Here is a 20,326-nt window from a genome sequence, read left to right as displayed (position 1 = left end):
TAATTTATTTCACCAAAATAATAACCAAAAACTAAACTCAACCAGAAATAATTAAATGCCTATGTAAAAAGAATACCATAAAAAAAGTGCCGAAATGCTGTAACATTATCGACACTTCATTAAATCGAATTGCTCTCTGTAAAGAGTAATTCATACGTTTCTTAAAATACACTCGAATCAGTATTAATCAAAACAAATCAAAATTATGAAAAAACCAGTTGTTAAACAACGATTACTCCATAGAATCATGAAAATAACACTATTTCAGTTTGTCTTAGCACTTGTGTTTTCAAGCTTTGCAGTGGCAAATAATGTAAATGGGCAAAAAAAATTAGATACCAAAGTTACAATTACAGTTGAAAATTTGACTCTTGATAATGCTTTGTCTAAAATTGAAAAGTCTGCACATGTAAAGTTTTCGTATAACTCAAGACTTCCTCAATTGAGTAATAAAGTGAGTATAGAAGCCAATCAGGAAACGCTTTCCAGTATATTAAGCAGAATCCTGGTTCCATTTAATATTACATTTTCTGAAGTAAGCAATCAGATTATTTTGCAAAAAACTGCCAGTGCAGTCCCTTTTGCAAATGCAGATAACCATGATTCACTTTTTGAAGTATTAACTGCAGGTCCAATTATCAAGGGTAAAGTTACAGACCAGTCAGGAAGCCCGCTTCCGGGTGCTACAGTTATGGCAAAAGGAACTAAAATAGCTGTATTAACAGATTTTGATGGTAATTTTACTATCGAAATGCCTGCAAATTCAACTGGACTTATCATTTCTTACGTAGGTATGGATACGAAAGAAATTGGTATTGAAAACACTACGCCAACCGTAGTGCTTACTGAAGTAGGACAAAACTTAAAAGAAGTTGTAGTTACAACAGGTTACGAAAAAACATCTAAAAGAACTTTTACGGGAGCGATCAGCAAAATTTCCGGAGCCGAATTAAAAGTAGACGGCGTTGTTGATGTAAGCAGAATGATCGAAGGTAAAGCAGCCGGGGTTACGGTACAAAACGTAACGGGAACATTTGGTACAGCTCCAAAAATTACAGTTCGTGGATCATCTTCAATTTTTGGAGATACAAAACCATTATGGGTTATTGATGGTGTGGTTCAGGAAGATATCATCAATATGTCATTTGCAGATTTAGCATCTGGAAACTCAGAAACATTATTAAGTTCATCTGTAGCAGGTTTAAACGCAAACGATATTCAAAGTATTGAGATTCTTAAAGATGCATCGGCAACTTCTATTTACGGTTCAAGATCGTTAAACGGAGTTGTGGTTGTAACAACAAAACAAGGACGTAGAGATGCTCCGTTAAAAATTACTTACGGTTTAGAGCAAACTGTTAGAGCGGTACCAAACTACAGCCAGTATGATATTTTAAATTCTCAGGAATCTATGAGTATTTTAAAAGAAATGGAACAAAAAGGATATTTAGATTTACCTTCAACAGTAAATGGAAGATATGGCGGCGCTTACAACATTTTAGGAAGAGCAATCAATACTTATGTGCCTGAAACAGGAGGATATTTAGTAAACAATGATCCGGTAAGCCGTAATAATTTCTTAAAAAAATACGAATTAGCAAATACAGACTGGTTCAACGTTTTGTTTAGACCATCTATTACTCAAAATCACTCTTTAAGTTTTTCTGGCGGAGGAAAAAATAACACATTCTACGCATCTTTAGGATATTATACAGATCCGGGATGGACAATTGCCGATGATGTAAAACAAATTTCAAGTAACATTAAAGGAACATTTTATGTAAACGATAAATTGAATATTACATTATCTACATTGGCATCTATTCGTGATCAGGGAGCTCCTGGAAGTTACGAAAGTGAAAAAGATGTAGTTTTTGGAAAAGTAACCCGTGATTTTGATATTAACCCATTTAATTATGTTTTAAATACAAGCAGAACATTACGTCCTTATGATGATAATGGTAACTTAGAATACTACAGAAACAACTGGGCTAAGATGAATATCATCAACGAGCTTGCAAACAATTATATGGAAATCGAAGTAAAAGATATCCGTTTCCAGTTAGATCTTGATTATAAAATTACACCGCATTTAACGTATAATCTAACAGGTTCTGCACGTTACGCAAATACAAGCCGTGAGCATAAAATTTTAGAAAACTCGAATGTAGTTGGTGCTTATAAAGCCGGAACTCCAGACGGAGAAGATGGTGTAAACACACTTGTAAGAGATGAGAATATATTCTTATACCAAGATCCTAATGATTTAACAGCACCAAAAGTTTCTGTTTTACCAAATGGAGGTTTCTTAAGAAAATTTACAAACGACATGACATCTTACAACCTGAGAAATAGTGTTAATTATAGAAATGTATTCAGCGATAAACATGAAGTAGAAGGTTTATTTGGAACAGAGATGAGAGTTGTAGACAGAACAAGCGATCAATTTACAGCTGCTGGTTTACAATATGACAAAGGTTTAACAGCCTTTACAGACCCAAGAATCATCGAAAAAATCATCAATGGAGGAGATTCTTATTATGGATTTAATGAAGAAAAAGAAAGAACAGTTGGTTTCTTCGGAAAAATAGGATATACATACGATCGTCGCTATACAGCTTCTGTAACAGGACGTTATGATGGTTCAAACAGACAAGGAAACAGCGATTCATCAAGATGGTTACCAACATACACTTTTAGCGGGAAATGGAATGTTGCCGAAGAAAGTTTTATGAAAAATGTTGAGTCAGTAAACACATTGGCGCTTAGAGCTTCTTACGGTTTAACTGCAACTGCTGGGCCGGCAACAAACTCTTTGGCAATTTACAAAAGTTATATTACAGACCGTTTTAATCTTGATGACAGAGAATCTGGAATTAGAATTGACGAACTGCAAAACAGTGATTTAACTTGGGAGAAACAATTTGAAACCAACATTGGACTTGATCTTGGAATGTTCAATAACAGAGTACAGTTAACAACAGATGTTTACCGTCGTAAAGCATTTGACTTAGTTGATTATGTAATTACTTCAGGAATTGGAGGACAAAGAATCAGACAAGGAAACAATGCCGATATGGAAACTAAAGGTTTAGAGGTTGGTATTACAACTAAAAACTTTGATAACAAAGATTTTAAATGGTCTACAACACTTAACTTTTCTGTATACCACCAGGAAATTACGAAGTTAGAAAACACACCAACTGCATTTGATTTAATTGATGCAAACGGAGGAAACACAGTTGGACACCCAAGAAACTCATTGTATTCTTACCAATTTACAGGTTTAAACAATCAAGGTCTTCCAACGTTTATTTTACAAGATGGAGCAGAAAATAATATTACAGATGCTAACTTTCAGGATAATTTAGATGTTACGAAATATCTTAAATATGAAGGATCGATAGAACCAAACAAATCTATAGGTTTATCAAATACATTTACCTATAAAAACTGGTCATTGTATGTGTTTTTTGTTGGGTCAGGAGGAAACAAAGTTCGTTTAAACCCTGTGTATGATAGTACTTATGATGATTTAACAGTATTTACAAAAGATTTTACAAACCGCTGGATTAACCCTGGAGATGAAAACTTTACAAACATTCCGGTTATTGCTGACAGACGTTTAAATGCTAATTATGGTGGAGAGCGTACACTTGCAAGAGCTTACAATACTTATAATTATTCAGATGCTCGTATTGCAGATGGTGATTTCATTCGTTTGAAAAACATTTCATTAAGCTGGGAATTCCCTAAAGATTTCAAGAAAAAATTGGGACTAAGTACTTTTACATTAAAAGGTTCTGCAGTTAATCCTTGGTTACTTTACTCTGATAAAAGATTAAACGGTCAGGATCCTGAGTTTCGTAATTCTGGAGGAGTTGCTTTACCGGTAACATCTCAATACACCTTTACTTTAAACCTTTCATTATAATAGTCAGAACATGAAAAACTTAAAAATAGCTTTATCCCTATTAATACTTATAAGTATTACTAGCTGTGATGATTTCCTTTCGGAAAAACCAGATAACAGAACAGAAATTGACACACCTCAAAAAATATCAGAATTATTAGTCGAAGCCTATCCGCAAATGAGTTATTTTGATATAGCAGAAACAATGTCTGATAATGTTTTTGACAGTGGAATGGCAGAAACACTAAGAAAAAATGAGCAAAACTATAACTGGGAAATTCAAACAGAAACAACAGATATCGATACTCAGGCTTACTATTGGGATGCATGTTACAGAGCAATTGCCCATGCCAATAAAGCATTAGAAGCAATTGAAGACTTAGGAAGCCCGGCGAGTTTAAACCCGCAAAAAGGAGAAGCCTTAATAGCAAGAGCTTATTCTCATTTTATGCTGGTTTCACTTTGGTCAAAACGTTACAATCCTACTACAGCTTCAACAGATTTAGGGATTCCGTACGTTACAAAACCGGAAACAGAATTAGTAACAAAATACAAACGTAACACAGTAAGAGAAGTTTTTGACTTTATTGAAAAAGATATCGAAGATGGTTTAAAAATCGTAACAAACGATTACAAACAGCCAAAATTCCACTTCAATGTAAATGCTTCAAAAGCTTTTGCCAGCAGATTTTATTTAATAAAAGGAGATTGGGACAGAGTACTTGAATTAACAAGCGATTTAGGTTCAAAACCAGTTGGTAAATTAAGAGATTTTGCATCTTATGATTTACTTAGTGCCGTTGATCAAAGATTAGCCTACGCAAGCAGTGATGCCGAAACAAATTTATTAATCGTTTCTGCAAATTCAATTGTAAGCAGATCATACTATTCAAACCGTTTTTATCTTTCAGGAGCAAGATATCCGGATATTTTTGGTACAGCAACAAGTTTGTTTAATAAACCGTGGCTTTATAATTTTTATTCATCAAACAGCAGTATAACAGTATTTCTTCCTAAATTTTATGAATATTTCAAATATTCAAATGTAACAGCCGGAATTGGGGATCCGTATGTTGCAGAAGTTTTATTAAGCAATGATGAGTTTTTCTTAAACAGAATCGAAGCTCACGTAATGAAAGGAGAAATTGCACTGGCAAACGATGAGTTAGAATATTTTCTATCAACAAGAACTGTAGGATATCAGCCAACAGACAAATTAACAGAAGCAAAAGTTGTAGCAAAATATCCGGTAATTGCAGATGAGTACACACCGTTCTACACCATGACGCCAGTACAGACATCTTACATTAAAGCAATTGCAGAAACAAGACGCAGGGATTTTATACATGAAGGAATGAGATGGTTTGATGTAAAACGTTTTAACATCGTAGTTAACCACGAAACAACAAACAAACCGGTAAACACATTAGTAAAAGATGACAACCGCAGAGCAATACAAATTCCTTTGCATGCATCAAACACAGGTGTCGAATTAAATCCTAGATAATCTTTAAAATTAAAAACTTATGAAACTATTCAAATACAATAAAATTATCGTTATGGCTATGGTTTCGGCAGCTCTAATTTCATGCGGAAGCGAAGATCAGCCGGGAGAAAGCCAGTTAGACTATACACAGCCAGTAAAAACGGCCTTAGATAACTGGATTGCAACTACATATTTAAACCCTTTTAATATTAATGTACAATACAAATGGAACCAAAATACAGTAGATAACAGCCGTTATTTATTTCCGCCAACAATCGATAAAGTGCAGCCGGCACTTGAAATTGTTGAAGAAATATGGCTAAAAAGCTACTCAACAGTTGGCGGGGCAGATTTTGTTAAAAAAATTGCACCAAGAGAAATTGTTCTGGTTGGAGGAGTAAACTTAAACAGTGTAGGAACAAGAACCCTGGGTATAGCCGAAGGAGGACAGCGTGTTACATTATTTGAAACAGATTATATAGACAAGTCAGATCGTGCAAACGTATCAGAATTTATACACACCATTCAGCACGAGTACATCCATATTTTGAATCAAAACAAACCTTTTGACGAAAAAGCGTGGGCTGCAGTAACACCTGTAGGATATACGGCAGACTGGTATAATTATGATATTCCGGAATCAAACGAAATTGGATTTATTACATCTTATGCAAGATCAAATATTAATGAAGACTTTGCAGAAACAGCTTCAATGATTTTAATTTTCACAAAAGCACAATACGAAGCATTTTTAACTGGTATCCAAAGTCCGTTTGCATTACAGGCATTAAAAACAAAAGAAGCTCTTGTAGTAAAATATTTCAAAGAAGCATTCAACATGGACTTTTATGCTTTAAGAGATGAAGCTGAGAAAAACACAACCGCTGTAATAAACAACTAAAACAAGTATCATGAAAATAAAAAACATATATAAGTATTTATTTGCAGCTATTTTGATACTGCATTTATGCGCCTGTAACAATAATACAGATGCCGATCAATTATTTGACGAAACGCCTACAACACGTTTAAACAATCAAAAATCTGAACTTAATACTGCGCTGCTTTCATCACAATTTGGCTGGAAGGCGGTTTATTTTACAGATAATACAGTTTTAGGAGGATACACACACTTGTTTAAGTTTGCTCAGGACGGAACTGTAGAAATGGCTTCTGATTTTGATGCAGATACTGATGTATATAAAAGTGAATATGCAATACAGCTTGGAAGTACAGTAAGTTTAACCTTTACAACAAAAAACAGAATTCACCTTTTATCAGAATCAGATAATTATCCAATTCCGGCATTAAGGGCCAAAGGATATTTAGGAGACTTTCAGTTTTTATATTACGGACAAGAAAACGGAGAAATCATTTTTAAAGCAAACAGAAACGGTACAGAAATACGTTTTGTAAAAGCAACGGCCGATGATTGGGCAAAACTGCCTCAGAATCTGGTAATGGAGCAAAACGTAATAGGAAGCGATGAAAGACCGCTTTTTAGATTACTGGAAACTACAGATGGTACGACAACGCACAAATTTGATTTTTCTTTTAGCGAAGTAACTCGTTTTGCAGAATCAAATTCTATCGAAAGCGGATATTCTATCAGCTACAATATGGGAGTTGGGTACACACCAACCGGAATTGTTGTAAGCCCGGCTGTAGAAGTTGGCGGACAAAAATTATCAAATTTTGTGTATAATGATGCTGATGGAAGTTTTACAGCTACAGGAACTGGTGGAGTTAAGGCTGAAATTAAATATTCTAATAAACCTTTAATCATTACTGATGACTATAAAAATTTCTTAAATGGTCAGCCGCAAATGGTTATAAGTTTTATTACTGCAAATCTTTATACAGCACCAACAACTTCTGCATACTTTAAAACGTTATTTGACAATGTAAATGCTACATTACCGGCAAATCAAAAAATAACTAGAATTCAAATTTATTTCAATTCAGCTTTTGGTAACTATATCCAATATCGTTTCGCAGGAGGAAAACCAAGTGTTTATCACAACTTTACAACAAGTGCAGATGATACAAACAAACGAATTATTCTGACTCATGATTCATGGGATGATGGATCAGCTTATATCCCGGCTCCGGCTTACTTAAAAGCACTTGATGATGAATTCTTCAATACGGCAGGACTTTACTTGAAAAAAGAAGCATTTAAAATTACGTTTTCAAACAACATTTATACGCTTACAAGTCCTACAACTAACTTTAGAATGACAACATATCAATTATAGTAATTTTTAGTTTTAATTTTTATTTTGGAGGAAGCAGCTCAATTTTTTTGAGCTGTTTTTTTTCTAACCAAATTCTAAAAAGCAATGAAAAAGTACCTTACACCAATAAATATTATTTTCTTTTTATGGGGTTTAATACTTCAGGCCGTATCATGGTTTTATCCGGATTATACAAGATATTATTTATGCTTGTCTATTATAATAAGTATACCTTTTGCGATTGCAAGTTTTATAAAACAAAAGAAAAAAGATAAAATAGAAGGAACAAAAGAGTTTCAGGCATCTATTTATAGAATGCTGATTATGGCTGTGGTTCTTGGAATTATGTATTTTATAACATATCAAAATCATATATAAAAATTTAGTTTTGATTTTTATTTTGGAGGGAGCAGCTCATTTATTGAGCTGTTTTTTTATTTACAATAAAAAGAAAATTCTGAACCAAATTTTGTATTACAAATTTTATTAAACGCCCAAATACTCTATATTTGTATTTCAAAAAATAAAAACGAATACCTTAATATGAAATTACTAGAAGGAAAAGTAGCAATCATTACTGGCGCCAGCCGCGGAATTGGTAAAGGAATTGCAGAAGTTTTTGCTAAACACGGAGCAAACGTAGCATTTACATACAGTTCATCTGCTGCATCTGCAGAAGCTCTTGAAGCTGAGTTGAATAGTTTAGGAGTAAAAGCAAAAGGTTACCAATCTAACGCTGCCGATTTTAATGAAGCGCAGACTTTTGTTGATGCTGTTTTAGCAGATTTTGGAACAGTTGATATTTTAATTAACAACGCCGGAATCACAAAAGATAATTTACTTATGCGTATGTCTGAAGCTGATTTTGACCAGGTTATTGATGTTAACCTGAAATCAGTTTTCAATATGACAAAAGCAATTCAAAAAACTTTCTTAAAACAGCGTGCAGGTTCTATTATTAATATTAGTTCTGTAGTTGGAGTTTCAGGAAATGCCGGACAGACAAACTATGCTGCTTCAAAAGCCGGAGCAATTGGTTTTACAAAATCTGTAGCTTTAGAATTAGGTTCTCGTAATATTCGCTGTAACGCAATCGCACCAGGGTTTATCGAAACTGAAATGACAGCAAAATTATCTGAAGATATAGTAAAAGGATGGAGAGAAGGGATTCCGTTAAAACGTGGCGGAAGCCCTGAAGATGTAGCAAACGCTTGTCTTTTCTTAGCTTCAGATATGAGCAGTTATATTACCGGACAAGTCCTTAATGTTTGTGGAGGAATGCTTACTTAATAGTTTGCAGTGTTCAGTTTTAAGTATTCAGTAAATATAGTCTGATAATAATAAAGAGAACACATTTGTTATAATTCGATTTTCTAATGCTGATCACTAAAAACTGATTACTGAATACTAAAAAAATATGACTACAAACACGATTTTATTATTATTACTTTCTTTAGTAATAGCGGGTGGTTTGTCGTACTTTCAATACTTTTATAAAGCCAAAACCAAATCAAATCTGATTTGGTTTTTGGCTTTTTTACGTTTTTTGGCTATTTTCGGATTATTGGTTTTATTGATAAACCCGATAATTTCTAAAAATTCGCTCGAAATAACTAAAACACCATTAGCCATTGCAGTCGATAATTCGAGTTCGATAACAGCTTTAAAATCAGATAAAAAAGCAGTCGAATTATATCAAAAGCTAATTTCAAATCCAGCTTTAAAAGAAAAATTCGATATTCAGTCATATCAGTTTGACGATGAATTTAAAACCTCAGATAAATTTGATTTCAAAGGAAAACAAACCAATTTAGACGAAGTTGCCAAGAATTTAAAAAGCATCAACAAAAACCTGACTTTCCCAACCGTTATTATTACCGACGGAAATCAAACTACAGGAAACGACTACGTATATAGATTCGATCCTGCCAATAAAGTTTATCCTTTGGTTGTAGGAGATACAACCACGTTTTTTGATTTAAAAATAAATCAGCTTAACGTAAACAAATACGCATTCCACAAAAATAAATTTCCCGTTGAAGTTTTTTTGCAATATGCCGGAGACAAAGCCACAACTGCCGATTTTACAATTTCGCAGGGAAATTCAGTTGTAGCAAAAGAGAAAGTTTCTTTTTCTCCATCAAAAAAAACAGCCACTTTAAATCTGCTTTTACCTGCAGATAAAGTAGGGCTGCAGATTTTTAGAGCCAATATTTCTTCAAACGCAAAAGAGAAAAACAGCTACAATAATATCAAGAATTTTGCCGTCGAAATCATCGATCAAAAATCAACGATTGCAATTGTTTCGGCAATAAATCACCCGGATATTGCGGCCTTAAAACGTTCAATAGAAGTTAATGCGCAGCGTAAAGTAATCTTGGTTAAACCAAATGATATTAATCAGTTACAAGAAGCTTCGGTTTTAGTTTTATATCAGCCGACTTATGCTTTCAAACCAATTTTTGACAACAATAAAGCTGCCGGAAGAAATACGTTTATTATAACCGGAAACAACACCGATTTTAATTTTCTAAACCAGCAGCAAAACAATTTAATCTTCAAAATGAGCGGACAAGTTGAAGATTATTTATCAGAGTTTCAATCGCAGTTTAATTTGTTTGCGATAGATAATATTGGTTTTGAAAACTTCCCGCCATTGCAAAATGCATTCGGAACAATTTCAACAAACGGAAATGTTTCTGTTTTACTTTCTTCAAAAATTAGAAACGTTTCTACCAATGCGCCTTTATTGGCTTTCGCCGAAAATCAAGGAAAACGAACTGCTTTTCTTTTAGGAGAAAACAGCTGGAAATGGCGTTTGCAAAGTCATATTGACAATCAGTCATTTGAAAAGTACGATGTTTTTGTAGATAAGATAATTCAGTTTTTGGCAACATCAACTTCAAAAAAATCATTGGTAGTAACACACGAAAGTTTTTATAATTCTGGAGAAGAAATTGTAATCAACGCCCAATACTTCAATAAAAATTATGAGTTTGACGAAAAAGCGAGACTTACAATTACCGTTACAAATGCTGAAACCAAACAAGCTAAAAACTACGATTTATTAAAAGGAAATAATTCGTTCTCCGTAAATTTAGAAGGATTAACAGCCGGAAAATATAATTTCACCGTAAAAGAATTAAATTCAAACACATCGTATTCCAGTCATTTTGAAATCTTAGATTTTGATATCGAAAAGCAATTTGTAAATCCTGATGTTTTAAAACTGAAACAATTGGCGTTACAAACCAACGGAAAAGCTTTCTTTGAAAATCAAGCAGAAGATCTGATAAATACACTTTTAGAAAACAAAGAATACAAATCAATCGAGAAAAACGTGTCAACCAAAACTCCAATAATTGACTGGGTTTGGTTATTGATTTTAATTGCGGCTTTATTAACGGCGGAATGGTTTGTTAGGAAATATAATGGGCTTTTGTAGATTTTATACATTATTATATAAAGTCCCTACGGGACAAAATTGTGTTTGAAACGCTGGTTTTGCTACCGATATTTAATCTCTACGAGATTTTGCCGTTTAATTTTTTTTGTTAGATAAACTCCGTTAGGAGTTTTAGGTCGGTAGAAAAAATATGATCCATCAAATAAATTTGTCCCGTAGGGACTATACTAAATTTAATTCGTGTAAATTCGTGAAATTTGTGTTTCACATTAAATAACAATATGGATTTCAGGCTAAAAGTTTTCTACACCGTTGCACTCCGTCTTAATTTTACTAAAGCGGCAACCGAATTGTATATTACCCAGCCGGCAGTTTCTAAACATATTCAGGAACTCGAAGAAACCTACAAAACAAAACTTTTTGAACGAAACGGTTCTAAAATCGCTTTAACTCCAGCCGGAGAAATTCTGCTTAAACATACTAAAGAAATCTTCGAAATTTACCGCGAAATCGATTTTGAAATGAGTTCCTTTATCAGCGAACGTCAGGGATTATTGAGACTAGGAGCAAGTACCACAATTTCTCAATATATAATTTCTCCTGTTTTGGCACGTTTCCACCAAAAACAAAAAGACATAAAAGTCAATTTGTTAAACGGAAATACAGAACAAATTGAAAACGCTTTAATCAATAAAGAAATCGAAATTGGAATTGTCGAAGGACAATCAAAAAATCAATCTATAAAATACATTCCGTTTTTAAAAGACGAACTGGTTTTAGTCTGCAACAGCAATAATCCATTTGTAAAACAAAATGAAATTTCAGTAGATGATTTAAAATCAATGAAATTTATAACCCGCGAACGTGGATCAGGAACACTTGAAGTTATAGAATTTGCACTTAAAAATGTGGGTTTAAAATTCTCAGATTTACAAATCGAAATGCAGTTAGGAAGTACAGAAAGCATAAAATCTTATTTATTAAATTCAGATTGTTTTGCTTTTATGTCCATTCATGCAGTTAGCAAAGAATTGAAAAACAAAGAATTAATTGTTTTAGATGTTGAGAAATTAGCAATAGAAAGACATTTTTATATCATTACTTTATTAGGAAAATCAGATCCTTTATCAGAGTTGTTTATTCAGAATATCGCAAACCATTATAACTTGAAGTTATAGTCGATTGTATTTTACGATTGGCGAATTCCATTTAATCAACGGAACTTTGCAGAGTAAATATCAATTACTCTATTTTGAAAACGAAACAACATTCCGCATCTCAATTATTTGAAATAAATCACTTCTTGCAACAGTTAATTTTTGCTGTGGTAATTTTACTGTGTTTGTTTTCGATAATTTCTCCACCAATTGCATTATTACTTGGAATTATAGTCGTGAATGTTTTCGGAAATCCTTTTGTCGAATTCAATAGTAAAGCCATCACATTTTTGCTGCAGTTTTCAGTAGTAGGTTTAGGCTTCGGAATGAACGCATCAAGTGCCTTTTCAGTAGGAAAAGAAGGTTTTGTATTAACTGTTTTTTCAATTTTCAGTACTATTATCTTTGGATTCCTTTTAGGGAAATGGTTGAAAACCGAGAAAAAAACATCGCATTTAATTTCATGCGGAACAGCGATTTGCGGCGGAAGTGCCATTGCAGCAATTTCTCCCGTAATAAAATCAAATGAAAATCAGACATCAATTGCTTTAGGCGTAATATTTATTCTAAATTCAATTGCGTTGTTTGTTTTCCCATTTATCGGACATCAGCTTGATTTGTCTCAAAAAGATTTTGGATTATGGTGCGCTATTGCCATTCACGATACAAGTTCTGTAGTTGGCGCAGCAAATAAATACGGGGCAGAAGCCTTGCAAATCGCAACAACCGTAAAACTGGCCAGAGCTTTATGGATTATTCCAATTTCACTTTTAACAGCCGTTATTTTCAAAAATAAAAACTCAAAAATAAAGATTCCTTATTTTATTGGTTTGTTCGTTTTAGCAATGCTTATTAATTCTTACGTTCCGCAAGTATCGATTGTTGCACCGCATATTGTAAATCTGGCTAAAATTGGTTTAACCATTACATTGTTTTTAATTGGAGCAGCTTTAAATATAAATACTTTAAAATCAGTAGGAGTAAAGCCTTTGCTTCAGGGAGTTTTTCTATGGGTATTTATTGCAGGTTTAAGTTTAGCGTCAATTGTTTTTCTAAGCTAGATTATTTCACATTAGAAAACTTTACAACGGGCTTACCAATCAATTTATATGATTTTCCCTTAAAAGAAAAACGTCTTTCGATCTCAAAATTAAATGATTTTTTAGTTTTTGCCATTGCAGCGATTTCCTCTGGAGGCGTAACTTCAAACTCATCATCAGCTTTTGCAGCTTTACTGAATGATCCGCCGGTTTTAATAATAATATCTCTAAAATGTTTTTTAGTACCATCATCTATAACCGTATAAGAACCTGACCATTTTACACTTGAAACATTGGTTAACTGGTAATTATTAGCTTCGAGAATAGGCTGGTATTTACCATCAAAACCAGCGACAATATAAAAATAACCTTCAAAAGGACCGCCGGCACCGCCATTTACATGCAATAATGTAAATGCAAATTGATCTTCACCAATTTGTATAAGTTTTGGTGTTGGGCATTGTGCAAAAGCTCCAAAAGCAGCAACTGCAGGCTGAAAAGATCGCATTTCCCAAGCATTGCCATTCTTAGCAAATTTTGCCAAACCTAACAAACCGCCAGAAAAACGTCCGGTTTGTAAACCATCTGCATCGTAATAAGAATGATTAAAAGCTAAAATTTTGAATTGGTTCCCTTTCGAATCAGAATAATCAATATTGGCAAGAAGTCTTGTCGCCACACCTTCACTATAAGGGAATAATTGATCACCTTCAACACCATTAACATCAATAAAAGGCAAAGGTTTACAAGTTTTACAATTCCAGCTTATAAAAGTATTGTGGTCAGAAAGTTTGTATAATTTTCCGGGAAACAACTTTTGCATCGTTTTTACTGCATCGAGCGGATCTTGTATTTTTAGAACCCGCTTAGGATTTAAAATAGTATCGTTAATGTTTTTTAACTCTATGTCAGCCTCCTGTGCTAAACAAACAGAACTAAAAAAGAGTATAAAAAATAAATGTAAATGGCGCATATTTATAAAACTTAATTCTAAAACAAACTTACAAAGAAAAATAATTAAGGGTTAAACTAATATTACTTATATGGTTCAAAAATTCCAAAAAATAAAATTAACATAATCTTGAAAGGTAATCTTTTAAATTATCTGCAAATAAGGTAAATTTGCATTTCAAATAACAAAAACAAAATGAAAAACTTCAAAATGAGACCAAAATTAATTGCCTTATTTGCATTAGTTATTGGTTTTTTTACTTTATCATGGGGAATTGTAGGGCATGAAAGAATTAATAAAGCTGCTGTAATGGCTTTGCCACAGCAACTTCAGGTTTTCTTTTACAACCACATTGATTTTATTACTCAGGAAGCTTCTGTTCCGGATATTCGTAAGTATGCTTTAAATTACAAAGATGAAAATCCAAGACATTATTTCGATATGGAAAACTTTGGTTCTGCTGACAGTATTCCGCAGACAATGGAAGCCGCAAAGAAAAAATACGACGCTAAATTTCTAAATGATAACGGAATTTTACCTTGGTATATTGAAGATATGATGGTGAAATTAACCAAAGCTTTTAAAGATAAAAACAGAGCAGAAATTTTATTTCTTGCTGCAGATTTAGGTCATTATATTGGTGATGCACATATGCCGTTACATACTTCTGCAAATCACGACGGGCAATTGAGCGACCAAAAAGGGATTCATTCTCTTTGGGAAAGCAGACTTCCTGAATTATTTGCTAAAAATTATAAATTAAATGTTCCTCAGGCACAATATTATACAGATGTTCATAAAGCAATCTGGGATATGATAAATGATACTCACAGTTTAGCGCAGCCATTATTAGACATCGATAAAAAATTAAGAACTTCAACTCCTGAGAATCAAGTTTTTAAAATGGATGTAGATGGAAAAGTGATAAAAAGCAAATACAATACTCCAATTTTCTCTGATGAATATGCAAAGAAACTAAATGATCAGCTAAACGGAATGGTGGAAAACCAAATGAAAAAAGCCATTACTGCAACTGCAAGTTTTTGGTACACAGCATGGGTAAATGCCGGAAAACCAGATCTAAGCGATTTAGATTCACCAGAGGTTACACAAAGAAATAACCAGGCTTTAAAAGATGATTTGAAATTGTTTCAAAAAGGAGATTTATTTGGAATGAAGAATCAGAATGATTAAATAAGAGAGTTTCCGGTCTCGGTTTTCAGTTTTCAGATTTGAAAATTATATTTTAAAAAGCCTTAAATTCATTTAGAATTTGAGGCTTTTTCTTTGTGAGCCCTGCGTAAACCTTTGCGCTCTTTGCGGTTAATCAAGTTTTGGAATTAAATTTTGACTCAGATTATAGATTGTAGATTTAGATTGTGTAGACGCACTGCTGCGCGTCTCTACGATTAATTGATGTCGATTAATCCATGTTAGTATATTTTAATACACAACGCGATTCATGTAGAGACGCACAGCAGTGCGTCTACGTCCAGTATTTCACGCCGAATATAAAAACCTGTTTAAATTCGCCAAATCTGTGTGCCATTAACTGCAATTTTTAAATTGGAATTTGGAATTTAAAAAATTGAGATTTAAAAACTTTATCTCTGGTATTTCTTCTCCTTCAACAAAAACGAAGCAGATTGATAATAAGAAATCGTTTCATTAACCAAATCCATTTTGTACTTTTTTAGCGGTGTTTCATCATACTCAATTTGAAATTCAGATGAAACACTATCTTTTGGATCTAATTTTAATGCAAATTGTTTTACCTCTTGTTTAGGCGATAAAATAGTTAAAACATTATCCTTTATCAAACCCAAATCCTGATAAGTAGCAATAAAAGCCCTTGGTTTATAGGAAGGTTTTAAAACATCCTGTCCGAAAAATTTACTGTCATAATCAAAATGCAATAATCCAAAAAGTGTTGGCATAAGATCAATTTGCGACATTAATTTACTGCATTTTTCAGGTTTTTCATTCGGCATATAAATAAAAGCCGGAATTCTGTATTTTTCAAGCGGAAGTTCTGTTTTTCCTGCACTCGAAGCACAATGATCGGCTACAATAACAAAAACTGTATTGTTGAACCAAGGCTGTTTTCGGGCCATATCAAAGAATTTTTTGAGAGCATAATCAGTATATTTTACACCGCCGTCACGAGATTTAATATCGCCTGGAATATCAATTTTATTATTTGGGTACGTAAAAGGCCTATGATTACTTACAGTCATAATATGATTAAAGAAAGGTTTGTTCTGCCTTGCTTCAGTATTCATAATTTTAATTGCTTTGTTGTACATATCCTCATCGCAGACACCCCAAACGTTTGAAAATGTTATTTCTTCTGGAGAAAAACTAGATTTATCTACAATTTGATAACCATTACCAGAATAGAAATCCTGCATATTATCAAAAAAAGCATCTCCGCCGTACATGAATTTTACATTGTATCCCTTTTGTTTGAATATAGCTCCGGTAGAAAATTTATTTTTATTGTCTTCTCGTTTTACAACACTTTCTCCTGCAGTTGGCGGAAGACATAAGGTAACAGCTTCAAGTCCGCGGACAGTTCGGTTTCCGGCAGCATACAAATTGGTAAACTGCAGGCTTTTTTGAGACAAACTGTCTAAAAACGGTGTTATATTTCCATGATTACCATAAGTTTTCATAAAATCGGCACTTAGGCTTTCAATCGTAATTAAAACCACATTTTTATGACTCTCCAGAGAATCACTGGATATTTTTTGAATTGTATTTTCTCCGGTAATAGTTGGAAGTTGTTTTTTCAAAATACTAAAAGCTTCCTGGTTAGACAGTGTTTTATAAAATTTAAAATAATCTAACTTATTGTTTTGAAAAGCTAAATAGAACTTATACAACCCATTAGACTGCAATTCGTTTACAAATACATTTTTAGAGTTTTCGGTCTTTGCCAAAGCAGGAATCGCAAAAAGCGAAATAGCAAATAAGAGCCAGTAAACTGCAGAAATTTTTACTTTTTCAGTAAAAGTCGGAATCTCATTAATGTAATCCTTAGAATTTTTTACAATAAAATAAGTAACAATACCGCTTATTAGAAATAAAGCCGAAAATAAAGGAATTACAGGATAAGACTGCATAATATTTCCAATAACTTCATTGGTGTAAATCAGGTAATTAACAGCAATGAAATTATATTTTACGCCAAATTCATTCCAAAAGAAATATTCACTTAATCCGTTTTGCAGAATTAGTAAAACATATAGAAAAACGACAAATGAAAAGAGCCAAAATCTAAGTCTCGCTCTGTATTTTGGCAGTAAAAGAAAAATTGTAAATAAAATTGTTTTTAAACCTATAAAAACCAAAACAATTCTGGGTAAAGCACCTCCGTATTCATCAAAAATGCTTTTTCCTGAAGCCGCATAGAGAAATAACGCAGTTAACAATCCTAAAATAATATAACCGTAAGGTTTACTATATTTGGATTCTGAAAGGAAAATGAGATACAGCCATAGAAAAACACCTGCAATCAGGAAAACAAAACAATCTGAAATTAATCCTAAACCAAAAATTTTCAAACTTTCTAAAAAATTAAATGAGCTTTGCGTTATTGGATGAAAAATCAATACAATTCTCAATATAAAACTTACAGAAAAATAGAAAATGGCCAGATTATAAAACGGAGAAATTTTTTTGCAGGAAGTCATGGTATTTTATTTTCTGCAAAATTAATTTCGATTAATTAACAATAGATGAAGTTACGCTTTTACCTTACTTAGTCTATACTTAATGTTTGCTTAAGGTTAATTTTTTTAACTTATTGTTGTGATTTTTAGTGGTTTCTAAGCTTTAAAAGCTATATCTTTGAAATATAAAAGAGACATTAATGTTGTATCAAAATAATACCATATGCATATTTTAATTGTTGAAGACGAGTTAGGAATCGTTCAGTTTTTAGAACAGGGACTGCGGGAAGAAGGGTATAAAATTACAACCGCAAATGATGGTTCAAAAGCTTTTGAACTAACTCAGAATCATAAATTTGATTTGATTTTGCTTGATTGGATGATTCCTAAAATCAATGGTTTAGACTTATGCAAAGCAATCAGGATCAAGGATCAAAAAACACCAATAATTTTTTTAACAGCAAAAGATACAGTTCGGGAAACTATAGAAGGCCTGAAGGCAGGTGCAAATGATTATATTAAAAAGCCTTTTAGTTTTGAAGAATTGGTTGAAAGAATTAAAATTCATTTTAGAAACAAGGGCGGAAGCGAAGCCCTTTCATTGGGGACTATTAAAATTGACCTTTCTAAACATATAGTTTTAAAAAATGATGAAGAAATAGCCTTGACACAAAGAGAATTTGAATTGTTGACCTATCTAATACAAAATAAAGGAAAAGTATGTACACGAAATCAGATTTTAAAAGACGTCTGGGATATTAACTTTGAATACGATACAGGCGTAATTGATGTTTTTATGAATGCTATTCGTAAAAAGCTCAAATTAAAAATTGAAGAAGACTATATTAAAACCATCCGAAGTGTAGGTTATATTGCTAATGACTTATAAATGAACCAGCTTTCCTTTAAAAACAGAATTGCCTTAAACTATATTATAACCACGGGTTTATTGATTTTAGTAGTTTTTTCGGTTATATATTCTATTGTAAAACATACCGTTTACAGCCACATTGACGAAAATATTAAAGTCGAAATTCAGAACCATTTAAAAGAGATTAAAGTTGAAAATGGCAAAGTAATCCTTATTGATGAAGAAGAATGGGAAGAGCGTGAACACAATACTGTTGATGTAAATCCTGTATTTGTTGAATTTTTAGATTTGAATAAAGGAATCATTGAAAAAGCACCTAATCTAAAAACACAAACACTTGATTTTCATGATTCTGTTGGGAATTACGAGTTGTTTGATACCAAAATGGGAGATCACGCCATTCGACAAATTCAGGTTGAATTAAATATTCAGAATAAAAAAATTGGCTATATAATTATCGCAATGTCGCTGGCCGATTCTAAAATGGTATTAAACAATTTGTTTGATATCATGGTTTTGTCCTTTTTAGCGATTTTAATATTGTTATTCTTTTTAGCCAGATTTTTTGCAGGCAGAAGTATTAAGCCAATAAACGCCATAATAAATACTTCAAAAATTATTACAAAAGATAACCTGAAAGCGCGTATTCCGCTGCCTAAAACACGAGACGAGTTGTATACGCTTTCAAAAACCATCAACAATTTATTAAACCGAATTGAAGATGCCATTGAACGTGAAAAACAATTCACCTCAGATGCTTCACATGAACTAAGAACACCGCTCACAGTTATTAAAGGAACACTTGAAGTACTTATACGTAAACCCAGAGATAATAAAGAATACGAGGATAAAATAAACTATTGTATAAACGAAGTCGATCATTTAAATATGCTCGTAGATCAGCTTCTGACAATGGCCAGATTCGATAACCAAAAACAACATATAAATGCAGAAAATGTTTATTTAAATGCTATAATTTTAGATGTTTTAACCCTGAATTCAGAGAAAATAAAAGGTAAAAAACTCGATGTGAAATTTGATGCCGGAACAGACTTTTACATTCAGTCAGACAATTTTTTAATTATAACCATTCTTAGAAATATTATTTCAAATGCTGTTAAGTATACAAATTCTGCTGGAGAAGTTTCGATTTTACTTTTTAAAGAAGGCGATAAAATAATCTGCAAAATTTCAGATAGCGGAATAGGTATTGCAAAAGAAGATTTAGAAACAATATTTAATCCTTTTTTTAGATCTAATTACACCGAACATCCTGAAATTAAAGGCGTTGGTTTAGGTTTGTCAATTGTAAAAAGAATTACCGAACTGCTTAATATTAAATTTAAAATCGAAAGTCAGATAGGAGTAGGGACAACAGTAATTTTAGCTTTCAATAAGGATTTAGAAAACGTTTTCGTAAATTGAAAATTTTCAATGAAAACAGCTCTCTATATTTTTTTTAACAATAAACTATCGTTAAGTTATATTAAAAATTGCTTTTTTATGAAATTAACTAGTATATTTGCAACCGAATCAAAGAATTATAAAACAAACCAAACAATGATTTCAAATCAATTACATCATCATCAT

General features: G+C 32.6%; 14 protein-coding genes. 12 read left to right on the top strand and 2 right to left on the bottom strand.

The genetic code is table 11. The annotated features are described in order from the left end of the window. Positions 1–205: 205 nt before the first annotated feature. The 9 genes from LUU93_RS03350 (at position 206) to LUU93_RS03310 (ending at position 13,260) form a co-directional block, all read left to right on the top strand. Entirely contained in the window at positions 206–3,934 is a 3,729-nt protein-coding gene (locus LUU93_RS03350) for a SusC/RagA family TonB-linked outer membrane protein (protein ID WP_232678293.1), read from the top strand. 10 nt (positions 3,935–3,944) lie between these two features. Further along, positions 3,945–5,420 carry a RagB/SusD family nutrient uptake outer membrane protein gene (locus tag LUU93_RS03345; protein WP_232678291.1) on the top strand — a complete coding sequence of 492 codons (1,476 nt, stop codon included), beginning with the start codon at positions 3,945–3,947 and terminating at the stop codon, positions 5,418–5,420. Between the two features lie 19 nt (positions 5,421–5,439). Further along, positions 5,440–6,300 (top strand): substrate import-associated zinc metallohydrolase lipoprotein, encoded by an 861-nt coding sequence (locus tag LUU93_RS03340; protein ID WP_232678288.1) that lies wholly within the window; start codon positions 5,440–5,442, stop codon positions 6,298–6,300. A 10-nt stretch (positions 6,301–6,310) separates the two neighbouring features. After that, positions 6,311–7,657: a DUF4302 domain-containing protein gene (locus LUU93_RS03335; protein WP_232678287.1), complete on the top strand. Its 1,347-nt coding sequence runs from the start codon at positions 6,311–6,313 to the stop codon at positions 7,655–7,657. A gap of 84 nt (positions 7,658–7,741) precedes the next feature. Further along, positions 7,742–8,014, top strand: a complete 273-nt coding sequence (locus tag LUU93_RS03330) for a hypothetical protein (RefSeq protein WP_232678284.1) — start codon at positions 7,742–7,744, stop codon at positions 8,012–8,014. A gap of 165 nt (positions 8,015–8,179) precedes the next feature. After that, the gene (fabG, locus tag LUU93_RS03325; protein WP_232678282.1) at positions 8,180–8,926 is read left to right on the top strand and encodes a 3-oxoacyl-[acyl-carrier-protein] reductase; all 747 of its coding nucleotides are present in this window, start codon (positions 8,180–8,182) and stop codon (positions 8,924–8,926) included. Between the two features lie 127 nt (positions 8,927–9,053). Further along, positions 9,054–11,081, top strand: coding sequence for a hypothetical protein (locus tag LUU93_RS03320; RefSeq protein ID WP_232678280.1), 2,028 nt, complete (start codon positions 9,054–9,056; stop codon positions 11,079–11,081). A gap of 242 nt (positions 11,082–11,323) precedes the next feature. Continuing rightward, the gene (locus LUU93_RS03315) at positions 11,324–12,220 is read left to right on the top strand and encodes a LysR family transcriptional regulator (RefSeq protein WP_232678279.1); all 897 of its coding nucleotides are present in this window, start codon (positions 11,324–11,326) and stop codon (positions 12,218–12,220) included. Positions 12,221–12,294: 74 nt separating this feature from the next. After that, the gene (locus LUU93_RS03310; protein ID WP_232678277.1) at positions 12,295–13,260 is read left to right on the top strand and encodes a YeiH family protein; all 966 of its coding nucleotides are present in this window, start codon (positions 12,295–12,297) and stop codon (positions 13,258–13,260) included. Position 13,261: 1 nt separating this feature from the next. Here LUU93_RS03310 and LUU93_RS03305 read toward each other — a convergent pair whose 3' ends face one another. Further along, a complete protein-coding gene (locus LUU93_RS03305; RefSeq protein WP_232678275.1) occupies positions 13,262–14,062 on the bottom strand; it encodes a hypothetical protein in 801 nt (266 codons plus the stop codon). 324 nt (positions 14,063–14,386) lie between these two features. On the opposite strand from LUU93_RS03305, the gene LUU93_RS03300 reads away from it, so the two are divergent. Further along, positions 14,387–15,385, top strand: a complete 999-nt coding sequence (locus LUU93_RS03300) for a zinc dependent phospholipase C family protein (RefSeq protein ID WP_232678273.1) — start codon at positions 14,387–14,389, stop codon at positions 15,383–15,385. A gap of 410 nt (positions 15,386–15,795) precedes the next feature. On the opposite strand, the gene LUU93_RS03295 is transcribed toward LUU93_RS03300, so the two are convergent. Then, the gene (locus LUU93_RS03295; protein ID WP_232678271.1) at positions 15,796–17,886 is read right to left on the bottom strand and encodes an LTA synthase family protein; all 2,091 of its coding nucleotides are present in this window, start codon (positions 17,884–17,886) and stop codon (positions 15,796–15,798) included. Between the two features lie 202 nt (positions 17,887–18,088). Between LUU93_RS03295 and LUU93_RS03290 the strand changes: the two genes are divergently transcribed. Next, positions 18,089–18,754: a response regulator transcription factor gene (locus LUU93_RS03290; protein WP_232678260.1), complete on the top strand. Its 666-nt coding sequence runs from the start codon at positions 18,089–18,091 to the stop codon at positions 18,752–18,754. Then, complete coding sequence (locus LUU93_RS03285; RefSeq protein ID WP_232678242.1) at positions 18,755–20,161, top strand: sensor histidine kinase; 1,407 nt, start codon at positions 18,755–18,757, stop codon at positions 20,159–20,161. Positions 20,162–20,326: the final 165 nt, after the last annotated feature.

Source organism: Flavobacterium soyae, from assembly GCF_021245985.1.
In the GTDB taxonomy this organism is placed as follows: domain Bacteria; phylum Bacteroidota; class Bacteroidia; order Flavobacteriales; family Flavobacteriaceae; genus Flavobacterium; species Flavobacterium soyae.
Note: the sequence above shows the minus strand (reverse complement) of the source record. Positions and strands in the feature narration are given on the sequence as shown.